Here is a 15,299-nt window from a genome sequence, read left to right as displayed (position 1 = left end):
CCGCCAAAGTAGTGCTAGATCAGCTCGACTGAATCCTGGCTCGCCGCACGATCTGTGGGCACGAACCTGCGGTCGATCACCGCCCGCACGGTGACGACCGGCACGGCCTTCGCTTTTATGCCCATCAGATTGTGCAGCCGGAATCCGCCCTCGATGCTGATCGCCTTGTACGAGCCGATGATGTGCTCGACGGTGTCGTCACGTCCGAACGGCAGCAGCAGCCGCTCATAGGACACGTCCTTGCCGTCGGCGTCGGTGACCTTCGCAACCGTATAGGTCGGACGCTTGCGCGCCAGGCAGGCACGATAGGACAGGATCACGCCGGCATAGCGCTCCGGCCCGATCGCGTCGTCGAGGTAGCGGTTGGTGCGCAGCCGCGGCTCGACGTGCTCGTTGCCATAGGCCGTCGTCAGCCGGGCGCCTTCCTGCGTGATCAGGAAGCGTGCGGTGTCACCGCTGCCGACCACGTCAAAACCCATCATGTCGGCCCGCTCGTCGGCGGTGCCTTCGGTGTGGAAATCGCACAGCAAGGGAAGCGCGTCCGGCATGCGCCGCGCGCGCAGCCAGGCGTTCAGCAGCACCCGCTGCGTGATCGATTTGACCACCGATGGATCGGCACTCCTGAATGGCATGGGCTAGCTGAACTCAAGCACATCCCCGGGCGGGATGCGGCCGGGGGCACGGTGGAACAGGTCGCGGTCGATGATCGCGCACAGCTTGAAGTTCGGCAGCGCGTCGTTGCCGCGCATCAGATTGCGGATTTCGAAACTGCCGCTCTTGCTGATCGTCTTCAGCGAGGCGACAAGATGCGTGACGGCGCCGCCGTCCGAGAACGGCAGCAGCAGCCGTTCATAGGCCACGACGTGACCGTAGATGTCGTCGATATCGGTGATGGTATAGGCGGGCAGCCGCCGCGCGATGCATTCGTGATAGACCGGCATCACGACCGGCGCGAGCCGCGGTCCGAGATAGTCGTCGAGCAGGCAGCCCTTGCCGCTGTGTCCGTAGGCGGTGGCCATCCGCGTGCCGTCGCTCTCGATCGTCACTTGCGGCGGCTCGGCTGCCGCGTCGACGGTCAAGAACACGATGTCGGGCAGATCTTCCTCGATCCGCTCCGGCTGAAATTCAACGATCCGCGGGATGGTTTGGCCACGGGCAAAAAGCCGCAGCCACGTGTTCAGAAAATCACGTTGCCGGATCGACTTGATGACCGAGGAATTGGCGCTCTCGAAATGCAAGGCTCTAACCGCCCTTAATACAATGGCGGGAGCTTCGGCGAGAGGTGGAAATATTCTATGAAAAGGAAAGACCGGAGCAAAACACCCTTAACGGCGGCTTTCCGAGGCGCAAAGCGCGCTCGAAGGCCATTCGACTAAGGATCAACCGGAACTGGCTGTGCGGATACTGCACTGCACAGCTTTCCACCTTGCGTAACCGCCACAGATGACGGCATATTCCGGCCCGGAGGCGACAGGCCCCCGGACGGTTTCCAAGACGTACGGACAACCTGTCGGACACGAAAAAAGCTGGCCACGCGGGCGACGGGCTTCGCGGCGATGGCGTATGGGGGAATCTATTTGGCCGATGAGTTCATTCTCGAAACCAGCGGATTGACCAAGGAATTCGCGGGTTTCTTTGCCGTTCGCGACGTTGCGCTGAAGGTGCGTCGCGGCAGTATCCATGCGTTGATCGGGCCGAACGGCGCCGGCAAGACGACCTGTTTCAATCTGCTGACCAAATTCCTGAAGCCGACGGGCGGGCAGATTCGCTACAAGGGCCAGGACATCACCGCGATGCCGCCGGCCGACGTGGCGCGGCTCGGGCTGGTGCGCTCGTTCCAGATCTCGGCGGTATTTCCGCATCTGACCGCGCTGGAAAACGTCCGCGTGGCGCTGCAGCGCCAGCACGGTTCGTCATTCGATTTCTGGCGCTCGAAGACCGTGCTCGACCGCTTCAATCCGCGCGCCCATGAATTGCTGAACGACGTCGGCTTGAGCGAATTCGCCAACACCCCGGCGGTCGAGATGCCGTACGGCCGCAAGCGCGCACTCGAAATTGCAACGACGCTTGCGCTCGACCCCGAGATGATGCTGCTCGACGAACCGATGGCCGGCATGGGCCACGAGGACATCGACAAGATCGCGGCGCTGATCAAGCGGATCTCCGCCAAATACACCATCCTGATGGTCGAACATAACCTCTCGGTGGTGGCCAACCTCTCCGACATCATCACCGTGCTGACGCGCGGGCAGGTGCTAGCGGAGGGCAACTACGCCGACCTCTCCAAGGACGAGCGCGTGAAGGAAGCCTATCTGGGAGCGGGGCATGGCTGAGGCAAAACTGGCGGAGAGGCCCGTGGCTGCGGCCGGCGCCGAGGTGCTGACGGTCAGCGATCTGCAGGCCTGGTACGGCGAGTCGCACATTCTTCACGGGATCAATTTCAACGTGAGGGCGGGCGAGGTGGTGACGTTGCTCGGCCGCAACGGCGCCGGCAAGACCACGACGCTGAAGTCGGTGATGGGCGTCATCGGCAAGCGCACGGGCTCGATCCGCTTCGACAACAAGGAGATCATCCGCACCACGTCCGACCGCATCGCGCGGCTCGGCATCGCATTCTGCCCCGAGGAACGCGGCATCTTCGCCAGTCTCGACGTGCGCGAGAATTTGCTGCTGCCGCCGGTGGTGCGCCCGGGCGGCCTGCCGCTCGACCAGATCTTCACGCTGTTTCCCAACCTGAAGGAGCGGCTCAACAGCCAGGGCACCAAGCTCTCGGGCGGCGAGCAGCAGATGCTGGCGATTGCGCGCATCCTGCGCACCGGCGCGCGCTTCCTGATGCTGGACGAGCCGACCGAAGGGTTGGCGCCGGTCATCATTCAGCAGATCGGGCATACCATTGCGCGCCTGAAGTCGCAGGGATTCACCATCCTGTTGGTCGAACAGAATTTCCGCTTCGCCTCGACCGTTGCCGACCGCTACTACATCGTCGAGCACGGCAAGGTGATCGACGGCTTCGCCAATTCGGAGCTGTCGGCCAACATGGACAAGCTGCATACCTATCTCGGCGTTTGAGTCGCCGGAGCCAGAAAATTTAAGAACTGAGGGAATACGCCATGAGGAATACGATTTCAGCGCTTCTGCTTGGCACCGCGATGGTGCTCTCCGTCGCAGGCGTCGCCTCCGCTGATGACAAGACAGTGAAGGTCGGCGTGTTGTCGGATCAGTCCGGCCTCTATGCCGACCTTGCCGGCCCCGGCTCGACGCTGGCGGCGCAAATGGCGATCGAGGACTCCGGCCTCAAGGCCAAGGGCTGGACCATCGACCTGATCTCCGGCGATCACCAGAACAAGCCCGATATCGGCACCACCATCGCGCGCCAGTGGTTCGACGTCGACAAGGTCGACACCATCGTCGACGTGCCGAATTCCGGCGTCGCGCTCGCGGTCAACAACGTCGTGAAGGAGAAGAACGGCGTCTACATCAATTCGGGCGCCGCGACTTCGGATCTCACCAACGCGCAGTGCACGCCGAACACGGTGCACTGGACCTACGACACCTACATGCTGGCGCACGCCACCGGCCAGGCGCTGGTGAAGGCGGGCGGGGACACCTGGTTCTTCCTGACCGCGGACTACGCGTTCGGCGCGGCGCTGGAGCGCGACACCACCGCCGTCATCACCGCCAATGGCGGCAAGGTGGTCGGCGGCGTCAAGCACCCGCTCAACACCGCTGACTTCTCCTCGTTCCTGCTGCAGGCGCAGGCTTCCAAGGCCAAGATCATCGGTCTCGCTAATGCCGGCGGCGACACCACCAACTCGATCAAGCAGGCGGCCGAGTTCGGCATCGTCAAGGGCGGCCAGAAGCTCGCCGCGCTGCTGCTGTTCCTCACCGACGTCAAGGCGATCGGGCTCGAGACCGCGCAGGGCCTCAACTTCACCGAAACGTTCTACTGGGACCTCAACGACAAGACCCGTGCGTTCTCGAAGCGCTTCTCGGAGAAGATGAAGAGCGGCGCTCCTCCGACCATGGTGCAGGCCGGCGTCTATGCGGGCCTCACGCATTACTTCAAGGCGCTGGAAGCGCTCGGCGGCAATCCGCATGACGGCGCCAAGGTGGTCGCGAAGATGAAGACCATCCCGACCGACGATCCGCTGTTCGGCAAGGGCGAGGTCGAGGCCAACGGCCGCGTCACCCACGACGCCTATCTGTTCGAAGTGAAGAAGCCCTCGGAGTCCAAGGGGCCGTGGGACTTCTACAAGCTGGTCGGCACCGTGCCGGGCAACCAGGCCTTCACGCCGCTCGACAAGAGCACCTGTGCGCTTCTGAAGAAGTGACGATCATGCCCGCCGGCCATGCGCGTGGCCGGCGGGCTTCATCTATCCAGCGAAAGCTCATTCGATGCAGGCTCTCTACGCACAGCTTCTGGTCGGACTGATCAACGGCTCGTTCTACGCGCTGCTCAGTCTGGGGCTCGCCGTCATCTTCGGCATGCTCAACATCATCAATTTCGCGCATGGCGCGCTCTACATGATGGGCGCCTTCGTGGCGTATTTCCTGCTCAATCTGGGCGGCATCAACTACTGGTGGGCGCTGCTCATCGCGCCCATCCTGGTCGGCATCTTCGGCATGATCCTCGAGCGGACCATGCTGCAATGGCTCGCCGGCTTGGACCATCTCTACGGACTGCTGCTGACCTTCGGCATCGCGCTGATCGTGCAGGGCGTGTTCCAGAACTATTTCGGCTCCTCCGGCCTACCTTACTCGATCCCGGATCAGCTCAAGGGCGGCGTCAATCTCGGCTTCATGTTCCTGCCGATCTATCGCGGCTGGGTCGTGATCTTCTCGCTGGTGGTGTGCCTTGCCACCTGGTTCTTGATCGAGAAGACGCAGCTCGGCGCTTACTTGCGCGCGGCCACCGAGAACCCGACGCTGGTGCGGGCCTTCGGCATCAACGTGCCGCGCATGATCACGCTGACCTACGGGCTCGGCGTCGGTCTCGCCGCGCTCGCCGGCGTGCTGTCGGCGCCGATCAACCAGGTCCGCCCGCTGATGGGCGCCGATCTCATCATCGTGGTGTTCGCGGTGGTCGTGATCGGCGGCATGGGTTCGATCATGGGCTCGATCATCACCGGCTTCGCGCTCGGCGTGATCGAGGGACTGACCAAGTATTTTTATCCCGAGGCCTCCAACACCGTGGTGTTTGTCCTGATGGTGGTGGTGTTGCTGGTGAAGCCAACGGGACTGACGGGACGGGCGGCCTGATATGTCAGCATTGACCGACGATACACTTCCGGTGACCCCGCGCGCGATGCGCGACGAGATGATCGTGTTCGCCGTGATGGCGGTGCTGCTGGCCGCAGTGCCGTTCTCGGGGATCTATCCGTTCTTCGTGATGCAGGCGCTGTGCTTTGCGCTGCTCGCCTGCGCCTTCAACCTTTTGATCGGCTATGGCGGCCTGCTGTCGTTCGGTCACGCCATGTTCCTCGGCACCGCCGGTTATTGCACGGCGCATGCATTGAAGGTCTGGGCACTGCCGCCGGAACTCGGCATCATCGTCGGCACCGCGGCAGCGGCCTTGCTCGGCCTCGTCACCGGCTTCATCTCGATCAAGCGGCAGGGCATCTATTTCTCGATGATCACGCTGGCGCTGTCGCAGCTGCTCTATTTCCTTTATCTGCAAGCGCCGTTCACCCATGGCGAGGACGGCATCCAGGGCATCCCGCAGGGCCATCTGCTCGGCGTCTTCGATCTCTCCAAGCCGACGGTGCTTTATTACGTCGTGCTGGTGGGTTTCCTTGCCGGCTTCCTCTTGATCTACCGCACCATCAACTCGCCGTTCGGCGAGGTGCTGAAATCGATCCGCGAGAACGAGCCGCGCGCGATCTCGCTCGGCTACAAGACCGACCAGTACAAGATGCTGGCCTACATCCTGTCCGGCACGCTGGCGGGCTTCGCCGGCTCGCTGAAGGTGTTCGTGGCGCAGAACGCCTCGCTCACCGACGTGCACTGGTCGATGTCCGGCGAAATCGTGCTGATGACGCTGGTCGGCGGTCTCGGCACCATCTTCGGACCGGTGGTCGGCGCGTTCGTGATCATCGCCATGCAGCAATATCTCGCCGGGTTCGGCCAGTGGGTGACGGTGATCCAGGGCGTGATCTTCGTGGCCTGCGTGCTGCTGTTCCGGCGCGGCCTGGTCGGCGAGTTGGCCCACCTGCTGCGGCGGTCGCTGTAGGGCAGGGCAGGCGATTTGCTGCCGACTTAGCGGTGGACGACCGCCCGTTCGGGCGGCCGTTACAGGTGTTTTCCCCGCCAGATGCTCTATGACAGTTCTGTGACGGTCGCTAAAAGGGCTGTCCCGGAACGATGGAATTGAGACATGCTGCGCTGGTTTCGCGCCTTTCTGCCCAAGGAAGAGCGATTTTTCGACCTGTTCGCCCGCCACGCCCAGACCTCCGTGCAGTGCTCGTTGGCGCTGCAGGACATGCTGAAGGGCGGCGAGGAGACCCCGGTCTTCTGCCAACGCGTCAATCAGTTCGAGAACGACGCCGACAGCGTTACCCGCGAGGTCCTGACCGCGGTTCGCCGCACCTTCATCACTCCGTTCGACCGCGGCGATATCAAGAACCTGATCACCGCGATGGACGACGCGGTCGACCAGATGCAGGCGACCGCAAAGGCGGTGATGCTGTTCGAGGTGCGCGAGTTCGAGCCGCCGATGCGCGAGATCGGCACCCTGATCGTCGAATGCGCCAACCTGGTCGTCCGCGCGCTGCCTCTGTTGCAGGCGATCGGGCAGAACGTCTCGATGCTGACCCAGATCACCGAGGAGCTGACCAAGCTCGAGGGCCGGGTCGACGATCTCCATGATATCGGGCTCAGGGAGCTGTTCCTGAAGCACCGCGACGCCAACGCGATGGACTTCATCGTCGGCGCGGAGATCTACGACCACCTCGAGAAGGTGGCCGACCGCTTCGACGACGTCGCCAACGAGATCAACTCGATCGTCATCGAGCAGGTTTGAGCATGATCCGGAAAAGTGTGCAGCGGTTTTCCGGCGCGACAAACGCGGAACGCGTTTGCGCGGAGATCATGCTCAAGAAAACACGATAAGGCGGGCCATCACGTGGACGCCACGCTGGGTCTTCCGATTCTGACCATCCTGATCGCGGTCGCGCTGCTATTCGACTTCCTGAACGGCCTGCACGATGCCGCGAACTCGATCGCGACCATCGTTTCGACCCGTGTGCTGCGGCCGCAATATGCGGTGTTCTGGGCGGCGTTCTTCAACTTCGTCGCCTTCGCGGTGTTCGGTCTGCACGTCGCCAACACCATCGGTACCGGGATCATCGACCCGGCGGTGGTGGACGCGACCGTGATCTTCGCCGCGCTGGTCGGCGCAATCGTCTGGAACGTGATCACCTGGGCACTGGGCATTCCCTCGTCGAGCTCGCACGCGCTGATCGGCGGCCTGGTCGGCGCCGGCATGGCGAAGGCGGGCATCTCGGCGGCGGTGTGGAGCGGGCTCACCAAGACCTTGCTCGCGATCGTGCTGTCGCCGCTGGTCGGCTTCCTGCTGGCGCTGGTGCTGGTTGCGATCGTGTCCTGGCTCTCGGTGCGCTCGACACCGTTCGCGGTCGATCGTGCCTTCCGCATCCTGCAATTCGCCTCGGCGTCGCTGTATTCGCTCGGCCATGGCGGCAACGACGCGCAGAAGACCATGGGCATCATCGCCGTGCTGCTCTACTCGCAGGGCCATCTCGGCGACACCTTCGAGATTCCCTTCTGGGTGGTGCTGGCCTGCCAGAGCGCGATGGCGCTGGGCACCCTGATGGGGGGCTGGCGGATCGTCCGCACCATGGGACTGCGGATCACCAAGCTGACGCCGATGCAGGGATTCTGTGCCGAGACCGGCGGCGCCGCGACCCTGTTCATCGCGACCTATCTCGGGGTTCCGGTCTCGACCACCCACACCATCACCGGCGCCATCGTCGGCGTCGGTGCCGCACGGCGGCTCTCCGCCGTGCGCTGGAATGTGGCGAGCTCGATCGTCTACGCCTGGGTGATCACGATCCCGGCGTCGGCCGCGGTCGCAGCCGCGACTTACTGGATCGTGCAGGTTCTCAAATAATTACCCGACCAGCTTCAGCCCGACGATGCCGGACACGATCAGCCCGATGCTGGCGAGCCGCATCGCGGTCGCGGGTTCGCCGAGCAGGATGATGCCGAGCGCCGCGGTGCCGACCGCGCCGATCCCGGTCCAGACCGCATAGGCGGTTCCAATCGGCAGCGTCTTCAGCGCGATGCCGAGCAGGACCACGCTGCCGGCCATCGCCGCCAGCGTCAGCACCGACGGCACCAGCCGCGAAAAACCCTCGGTATATTTCAGCCCGATCGCCCAGCCGATCTCGAGCAGGCCTGCGGTGAACAGAATGGCCCAAGCCATGACGAACCCTCCAATTGGGCAGGGTCGTCCCCGCGGATGGTCTGGTGAGGAGAAGGTCGTCCTTCCCGTGCCTATATGTGGGTGGTGCGGCCATTCCGCATTGCGACAAAACGCCCTTGATTGCGCCCGTTTTCCCTGCCAAACGCTGCCCCGCCATGTCTGATACCGCTGTTTCAACCGAATCGCCGTCCCGCTCGCCGCTTTCAGAGGAAGTGGCGCGACGGCGCACCTTCGCGATCATCTCGCATCCGGACGCCGGCAAGACCACGCTGACGGAAAAGCTGCTGCTGTTCGGCGGCGCCATCAACCTCGCGGGCCAGGTCAAGGCCAAGGGCGAGCGGCGTAACACCCGCTCGGACTGGATGAAGATCGAGCGGGAGCGCGGAATCTCGGTCGTCACCTCGGTGATGACCTTCGAGTTCAACGACCTCGTGTTCAACCTGCTGGATACGCCGGGCCACGAGGACTTTTCCGAAGATACCTACCGCACGCTGACCGCGGTCGATTCCGCGGTCATGGTGATCGACGCCGCCAAGGGCATCGAGGCGCGCACCCGAAAGCTGTTCGAGGTGTGCCGGTTGCGCGACATCCCGATCATCACCTTCATCAACAAGATGGATCGCGAGAGCCGCGACACGTTCGAGCTTTTGGACGAGATCGAGAAGACGCTGGCGCTCGACACCACGCCGATGACCTGGCCGGTCGGCCGTGGCCGCGACTTCCTCGGCACCTATGACGTCGTCAATGGCGGCGTGCGGCTACTCGAAGGCGGCGGTGCCAAGACCGGCGCGACCGAGCAGATCGACATCGCCGATCTCGGCAAGCGCAACCCCAATCTCGATGTCGCCGAGGTCAGGGATGAGCTCGCGCTGGCCTCGGAAGCCTGCAAGCCGTTCGAGCTCGCGGCCTTTCGCGAAGGCCATCTGACGCCGGTCTATTTCGGCAGCGCGCTGCGCAATTTCGGCGTCGGCGACTTGCTGGAGGGTCTCGGCAAGTTCGCGCCGGCGCCGCGCGCACAGGATTCCGATCTGCGCAAGGTCGAAGCGGCCGAGCCGCGCATGAGTGCGTTCGTGTTCAAGATCCAGGCCAACATGGATCCGAACCACCGCGACCGCATCGCGTTCGCCCGGCTGTGCTCCGGAAAACTCAGCCGCGGCATGAAGGCCAAGCTGGTGCGCACCGGCAAAAACATGAGCCTGTCGAGCCCGCAATTCTTCTTCGCGCAGGACCGCTCGGTGGCGGACGAGGCCTTTGCCGGCGACGTCGTCGGCATTCCGAACCACGGCACCTTGCGGATCGGCGACACCCTGACCGAGGGCGAGGATCTGACTTTCGTCGGCGTGCCGAGCTTCGCGCCGGAAATCGTCCGCCGCGTCCGCCTCACCGATGCGATGAAGGCGAAGAAGCTGAAGGAGGCGTTGCAGCAGATGTCGGAGGAGGGCGTCGTGCAGGTGTTCCGCCCGCGCGATGGCGCGCCGGCGCTGGTCGGCGTGGTCGGTCCGCTGCAGCTCGACGTGCTGAAGGCGCGGCTCGACGCGGAATATTCGCTGCCGGTCGAGTTCGAGATCTCTGAATTCTCGCTGGCGCGCTGGATTTCGTCCGACGACCGCAAGAAGCTCGATGCCTTCGTCGCCGCCAACAATTCCGGCATCGCCGACGACGTCGACGGCGATCCGGTGTTCATGGCCAAGAACGAGTTTTATCTCGGCTACACCCGCGAGCGCGCCGAGGGCATCACCTTCTCCAACGTCAAGGACGTGAAGAAGAAGGCGTAGCGTTGCCAACAACTCGCTGTCGTCCCCCGGCTCGACCGGGGGACCCAGTACGCCGCGGCTTCTCCGCTATTCACAACCGCCTCTGGAATACCGGATCGCCCGGTCGAGCCGGGCGAATGACAGCGGGGGCGTGGCGGGAAAAGCGCGAGGACGTGAACTGGCCCCGCTTGATGCGGTCCGGGCGCGGTACCATGTTCCCCGGAGCGCAATCCGGGTCCGTCTGCATGCTCCGACGCGTCGCCATCTGTCTCGCTCTTGCCGTGCTGGCCTTTGCCTTCGCGGGCACCGCCTCTGCGCAGCAGCGGCAACAGACCAACCCGGCGCCGTTCGCACACACGCCTTGCAGTGTGCTCGACGAAGGGCCCTGCACGCCGTCCTATTGCAGCGTGTTCAACAACGGGCCGTGCTTTCCCGAGATGGATTATCCGTACGGCGAAAATCTCCAGCTCACGATCCTGACCGTGCCGCCGCAAGATCAAGCCGAGAAGTACCGCAAGCCGGATCATGACCTCAATACCATCGGCGATCTCTTTGCCGCGCTGCGTTCCTGCTGGGCGCCGCCGTCACCCGACGACGCGCGCGCGGGCATGCAGATGTCGGTGCGCTTCAGCTTCAAACGGTCAGGCGAGATCATCGGTGCGCCGCGCCTGACATTCTCGACGCGGGGCATCCCGGCGGACACCCGCACGACCTACCTCAATGCGATCAACGCCTCGCTCGATGCCTGTCTGCCGCTGAAATTCACCGGCGGGCTCGGCGGTGCGCTGGCCGGCCGCCCGATCATGATCCGCTATGTCGACAATCGCGAGCTGGTCAAGCCGGCCGGCAATCCGTAACCCGCCACCCGGCGTGGCGCATTGCGTCCCGCCTGGCGAAGATGTTACGCGAAGGCAGCAATCAATCAGGGAGGAACATCGTGGGACTGCTCGTCATGATCCTGGGTCTCGTGCTGTTCCTCGGCATCCATGTGCTGACCAGCCTGCGCGAGCTGCGCGGTAGCATCGTCAATGCGATCGGCGAGGGGGCCTACAAAGGCGTCTATTCGTTGGTCTCGTTCGCAGGCCTCGCGCTGATTATCTGGGGCTTTGCCCACTACCGTGCGACCGGCTGGACCGACGTCTGGACGCCGCCGACCGCGTTCAAGCACATCGCGGTGGCGCTGATGCTGCCGGCCGTGATCCTGGTGGTCGCCGCCTATATCCGCGGCCGCATCTACACCACGCTGAAGCATCCGATGCTGGCGGGCGTCAAGCTGTGGGCGTTCGCGCATCTGCTCGCCAATGGCGATCTCGGCTCGATCATCCTGTTCGGCTCGTTTCTCGGCTGGGCGGTCTATGACCGCATCTCGCTGAAGCGCCGCGCGGATGCCGGCGGACCGCCGATCCCGGTGGGCGGCCCGACCAACGACCTGATCGCGATCGCGGTCGGTGTCATCGTCTATCTGGCGCTGGCGTTTGCGTTCCACCCGGTCGTGATCGGCGTGCCTGTCATGGGAGCCTGACTATGTCTGTTCAATCCGCCATCAAGCGCAAGACCGCGCCCGATCTGCGCGCCCGCAAGAACGGCGAGCCGATCGTGATGCTGACGTCGTATCACGCGCACACCGCGGCGCTGGTCGACCGGCACTGCGACGCCATCCTGGTCGGCGATTCCCTCGGCAACGTGATGCATGGCTTCGAGACCACGGTGCCGGTCACGCTCGACATGATGATCCTGCAGGGCCGCGCCGTGATGCGCGGCTCGCAGCAGGCGCTGGTCGTGGTCGACATGCCGTTCGGCTCCTATGAGGGCTCGAAGGAGCAGGCGTTCCAGTCCGCGGTGCGGATCATGAAGGAGACGCTGTGCGGCGCGGTCAAGCTCGAGGGCGGCGCGCGGATGGCGGAGACGGTGGCGTTCCTGTCCGAGCGCGGCATTCCCGTGATGGGCCATATCGGCCTGACGCCGCAGTCGATCAACACGCTCGGCTCGTTCCGCGCGCAGGGCCGCGAGGAGGAGACCTGGGCCCCGATCGAGAACGACGCCAGGGCGATCGCGGAGGCGGGCGCCTTCTCGATCGTGGTCGAGGCGGTCGCCGAGCCGTTGGCGCGCAAGATCACGCAGTTGATCGCCGTTCCCACCATCGGCATCGGCGCCAGCGCCGCCTGTGACGGCCAGGTGCTGGTGCTGGAGGACATGCTCGGCCTGTCGCCGCGCGCGCCGAAATTCGTGCGTCGCTACGGCAACCTCGGCCCGATGATCGAGGAAGCGATCGCGGGCTATGCGCGCGACGTGAAGAGCCGCGCCTTTCCGGGGCCGGAGCACGTCTACGGCATGAAGAAAAACTGACGGGGCGCGCATGGACTGGTCGCAATACGCACTTCCGCCCATGCGGCTCGAGCCGCGCTTTGGCGATCGCATCGTGCCGGCGTTCACGGAGCGGCCTGGCAGCCTGTGGGCGATGATCACTGAGGCCGTCGCGCAGAATGGCGACGGCGAGGCGCTGGTTTGCGGCGAGACACGCCTCACCTGGCGCGAGGTTGCCGATCAGTCGGCCAGGGTCGCAGCCGGCTTTGCAAGGCTTGGTCTCGTGCCGGGCGACCGCGTCGCGATCCTGCTCGGCAACCGCATCGAGTTCGTGCTGACGATGTTTGCCGCCGCCCATGCCGGCCTCGTTACGGTGCTGCTCTCGACGCGCCAGCAGAAGCCCGAGATCGCCTATGTGCTGAACGATTGCGGCGCGAAGCTCCTGGTGCACGAGGCCGCGCTTGCCGACCGCATCCCCGACGCCGCCGATATCCCCGGCCCGACGCATCGCATCGCGGTCAGCGACGGCGGCGCGTCGCAATTCGCTTCTCTGCGCGACAATGCTCCTGTCCAGGCGCCGGCGGAGGTGAGGGAAGAGGACACCGCGATGATCCTCTACACCTCAGGCACGACGGGGCGTCCGAAGGGCGCGATGCTTGCCCATTGCAACATCATCCACTCCTCTGACGTGTTCGTGTCCTGCCTGAAGCTGACCAAGGCCGATCGCTCGATCGCCGCGGTGCCGCTCGCGCATGTCACTGGCGCGGTCGCCAACGTCACCACCATGGCCCGCTGCGCCGGTGCGTTGATCATCATGCCGGAGTTCAAGGCGTCGGAGTATCTGAAGGTCGCGGCGCGCGAGCGCGTCAGCTACACGGTGATGGTGCCGGCGATGTACAATCTCTGCCTGATGCAGCCGGATTTCGACAGCTACGATCTGTCGAGCTGGCGCATCGGCGGGTTCGGCGGCGCGCCGATGCCGGTTGCGACCATCGAAAAACTCGACGCCAAGATTCCCGGGCTGAAGCTCGCGAACTGCTACGGCGCGACCGAGACCACGTCGCCCGCGACCTTGATGCCGGGCGAGTTGACCGCCACCCATATCGACAGCGTCGGCCTACCGTGTCCCGGCGCCGAGATCATCGTGATGGGCGCCGATGGCCGCGAGGTGCCGCGCGGCGCGGTCGGCGAGCTCTGGATCCGCAGCGGCTCCGTCATCAAGGGCTACTGGAACAATCCGAAGGCGACCGCAGAGAGTTTTACGGCCGGCTTCTGGCATTCCGGCGATCTCGGCTCGGTCGATGCCGACAACTTCGTCCGCGTGTTCGATCGCCAGAAGGACATGATCAACCGCGGCGGCCTGAAGATCTATTCCGCCGAGGTCGAGTCCGTGCTTTCAGGCCATCCCGCGGTGGTCGAGAGCGCGATCATCGCAAAGCCGTGCCCGGTGCTCGGCGAGCGTGTGCACGCCGTGATCGTGACCCGCAGCGACGTGAATGCGGAGAGCCTGCGCGCCTGGTGCGCCGACCGTCTCTCCGACTACAAGGTGCCAGAGACGATGGCGCTGACATCAGAGCCGCTGCCGCGCAACGCCAATGGCAAGGTGATCAAGCGCCAGCTCAGGGAGAGTCTCCCGGCAGGGGCGTAGGCCGGGGCAGGGCAAACTTCCCCGGTTAACGCTTTGATCCGCCTCGCTTTGCCTTGCCTCCGCCACACCGTTAGGGTAACGCCGCCGCGATGTGGGGATCGGGTAGGGCTGCGCTCCGCCCAGATTCGCGGTCCCGAGGGGATGGGATAGCCTTAAGTGTCTGAATTATTTGACGAAGTCGACGAGGAAGTCCGTCGCGATCAGCTCAAGAAGCTGTGGGACAAGTACTCGCTTTTCATCATCGCGCTGGCGATCCTGGTGGTCGCGGGCGTCGGTGGCTGGCGTGGCTACCAATATCTCGAGGGCAAGAAGGCCGCCGAGGCCGGTGCGGCGTTCGACCGCGCCGTTGAGCTGTCGGACCAGAACAAGCACGCCGACGCCGAGGCCGCGTTTGCCGACCTGATCACCAAGGCGCCGTCCGGCTACCGCAATCTGGCGCGGCTGCGCATGGCCGCCGAGGTCGCAACCCGCGATCAGCCGGCCGCTGCGAAACTCTATGACGCGATCGCAGCCGACCGCAGCGTCGGTGGCCCCGATCAGGATCTGGCGCGGATCCGTGCCGCGCAGATGGTGATGGACACCACGACCTATCCGAACATGGTGCAACGGCTCGAGGCGATGGCGACGTCGAAGGACTCGACGTTCCGCCACTCCGCGCGCGAGCTGCTGGCGCTGTCGGCCTGGCGCGCCAACGATGCCACCGCCGCGCGGCAGTGGCTCGACCAGATTGCCAATGACGGCGAGACGCCGCCGAGCCTGCGTTCGCGCGCCGAAGCGCTGCAGGCGCTGTTGCCGTCGGTCGCGAAGAGCTGACTTGGCGCGCGAAACCCGAGTTTGAGTGAGAGATCGACCATGCGCCGCTCGCAACGCCTGATCGCAGCCGCAGTTCTGACAGCGCTTTGCAGCGTGCTGGCCGGTTGCGGCGGCGGCGGCATGTCCAATTTCGATCCGAGCGATTTGCTCGACTTCCTCGACACCAAGAAGAAGCTGGCCGGTGACCGCAAGCCGGTGTTCCCGGAAGGCGTGCCCGGCCTCGAGCAGGGCGTGCCGAAGGAATTGTACAAGGGCTCGCAGCAGGAGCAGCTCGACCAACAGAACGCCGCGGCAGCGGCCGCCGCCCAGCCGGCTCCGCCGCCCGAGCCCCCGAAGGGCG

Annotated in this window: 16 protein-coding genes and 1 pseudogene; 14 read left to right on the top strand and 3 right to left on the bottom strand. The window is 64.6% G+C overall.

Annotation, left to right across the window (positions count from 1 at the left end; translation table 11 throughout):
* Positions 1-14: 14 nt before the first annotated feature.
* Complete coding sequence (locus H8B02_RS35300; protein WP_229170466.1) at positions 15-632, bottom strand: hypothetical protein; 618 nt, start codon at positions 630-632, stop codon at positions 15-17.
* 3 nt (positions 633-635) lie between these two features.
* On the bottom strand, positions 636-1,238 hold the full coding sequence (locus H8B02_RS35295; RefSeq protein ID WP_229170465.1) for a PAS domain-containing protein: 603 nt from the start codon (positions 1,236-1,238) through the stop codon (positions 636-638).
* A 339-nt stretch (positions 1,239-1,577) separates the two neighbouring features.
* Here H8B02_RS35295 and H8B02_RS35290 point away from each other — a divergent pair, with 339 nt between their 5' ends.
* The 7 genes from H8B02_RS35290 (at position 1,578) to H8B02_RS35260 (ending at position 8,125) form a co-directional block, all read left to right on the top strand.
* The gene (locus H8B02_RS35290) at positions 1,578-2,333 is read left to right on the top strand and encodes an ABC transporter ATP-binding protein (protein ID WP_024581422.1); all 756 of its coding nucleotides are present in this window, start codon (positions 1,578-1,580) and stop codon (positions 2,331-2,333) included.
* Positions 2,326-3,069 carry an ABC transporter ATP-binding protein gene (locus tag H8B02_RS35285; protein ID WP_212317810.1) on the top strand — a complete coding sequence of 248 codons (744 nt, stop codon included), beginning with the start codon at positions 2,326-2,328 and terminating at the stop codon, positions 3,067-3,069. Before H8B02_RS35290 ends, H8B02_RS35285 begins: the two co-directional genes overlap by 8 nt.
* A 41-nt stretch (positions 3,070-3,110) precedes the next feature.
* The gene (locus H8B02_RS35280; RefSeq protein ID WP_229170464.1) at positions 3,111-4,331 is read left to right on the top strand and encodes an ABC transporter substrate-binding protein; all 1,221 of its coding nucleotides are present in this window, start codon (positions 3,111-3,113) and stop codon (positions 4,329-4,331) included.
* A gap of 64 nt (positions 4,332-4,395) precedes the next feature.
* A complete protein-coding gene (locus tag H8B02_RS35275) occupies positions 4,396-5,259 on the top strand; it encodes a branched-chain amino acid ABC transporter permease (protein WP_229170463.1) in 864 nt (287 codons plus the stop codon).
* A 1-nt stretch (position 5,260) separates the two neighbouring features.
* Entirely contained in the window at positions 5,261-6,229 is a 969-nt protein-coding gene (locus H8B02_RS35270) for a branched-chain amino acid ABC transporter permease (RefSeq protein ID WP_229170462.1), read from the top strand.
* Between the two features lie 144 nt (positions 6,230-6,373).
* Complete coding sequence (locus H8B02_RS35265) at positions 6,374-7,018, top strand: DUF47 domain-containing protein (protein ID WP_229170461.1); 645 nt, start codon at positions 6,374-6,376, stop codon at positions 7,016-7,018.
* A gap of 102 nt (positions 7,019-7,120) precedes the next feature.
* Positions 7,121-8,125, top strand: a complete 1,005-nt coding sequence (locus tag H8B02_RS35260) for an inorganic phosphate transporter (protein ID WP_229170460.1) — start codon at positions 7,121-7,123, stop codon at positions 8,123-8,125.
* On the opposite strand, the gene sugE is transcribed toward H8B02_RS35260, so the two are convergent.
* A complete protein-coding gene (gene sugE / locus H8B02_RS35255) occupies positions 8,126-8,440 on the bottom strand; it encodes a quaternary ammonium compound efflux SMR transporter SugE (RefSeq protein WP_229170459.1) in 315 nt (104 codons plus the stop codon).
* A 155-nt stretch (positions 8,441-8,595) separates the two neighbouring features.
* On the opposite strand from sugE, the gene H8B02_RS35250 reads away from it, so the two are divergent.
* The 7 genes and pseudogenes from H8B02_RS35250 to H8B02_RS35220 all read left to right on the top strand — a co-directional run.
* Positions 8,596-10,215, top strand: a complete 1,620-nt coding sequence (locus H8B02_RS35250) for a peptide chain release factor 3 (protein WP_097675641.1) — start codon at positions 8,596-8,598, stop codon at positions 10,213-10,215.
* 224 nt (positions 10,216-10,439) lie between these two features.
* Complete coding sequence (locus H8B02_RS35245) at positions 10,440-11,051, top strand: UCP034077 family protein (protein WP_229170458.1); 612 nt, start codon at positions 10,440-10,442, stop codon at positions 11,049-11,051.
* Positions 11,052-11,131: 80 nt separating this feature from the next.
* Positions 11,132-11,716 (top strand): NnrU family protein, encoded by a 585-nt coding sequence (locus tag H8B02_RS35240; protein ID WP_229170457.1) that lies wholly within the window; start codon positions 11,132-11,134, stop codon positions 11,714-11,716.
* 2 nt (positions 11,717-11,718) lie between these two features.
* A complete protein-coding gene (gene panB / locus H8B02_RS35235; RefSeq protein ID WP_229170456.1) occupies positions 11,719-12,540 on the top strand; it encodes a 3-methyl-2-oxobutanoate hydroxymethyltransferase in 822 nt (273 codons plus the stop codon).
* Between the two features lie 10 nt (positions 12,541-12,550).
* Positions 12,551-14,146 (top strand): class I adenylate-forming enzyme family protein, encoded by a 1,596-nt coding sequence (locus tag H8B02_RS35230; RefSeq protein WP_229170455.1) that lies wholly within the window; start codon positions 12,551-12,553, stop codon positions 14,144-14,146.
* Between the two features lie 156 nt (positions 14,147-14,302).
* A complete protein-coding gene (locus H8B02_RS35225) occupies positions 14,303-14,959 on the top strand; it encodes a tetratricopeptide repeat protein (protein WP_229170454.1) in 657 nt (218 codons plus the stop codon).
* A 39-nt stretch (positions 14,960-14,998) separates the two neighbouring features.
* A pseudogene (locus H8B02_RS35220) lies at positions 14,999-15,299 on the top strand (hypothetical protein); the annotation flags it as partial.

The organism is Bradyrhizobium altum, from assembly GCF_020889705.1.
Lineage (GTDB): Bacteria > Pseudomonadota > Alphaproteobacteria > Rhizobiales > Xanthobacteraceae > Bradyrhizobium > Bradyrhizobium altum.
The sequence above is the reverse complement of the archived record's forward strand: the minus strand, read 5'-3'. Positions and strand labels throughout refer to the sequence as shown.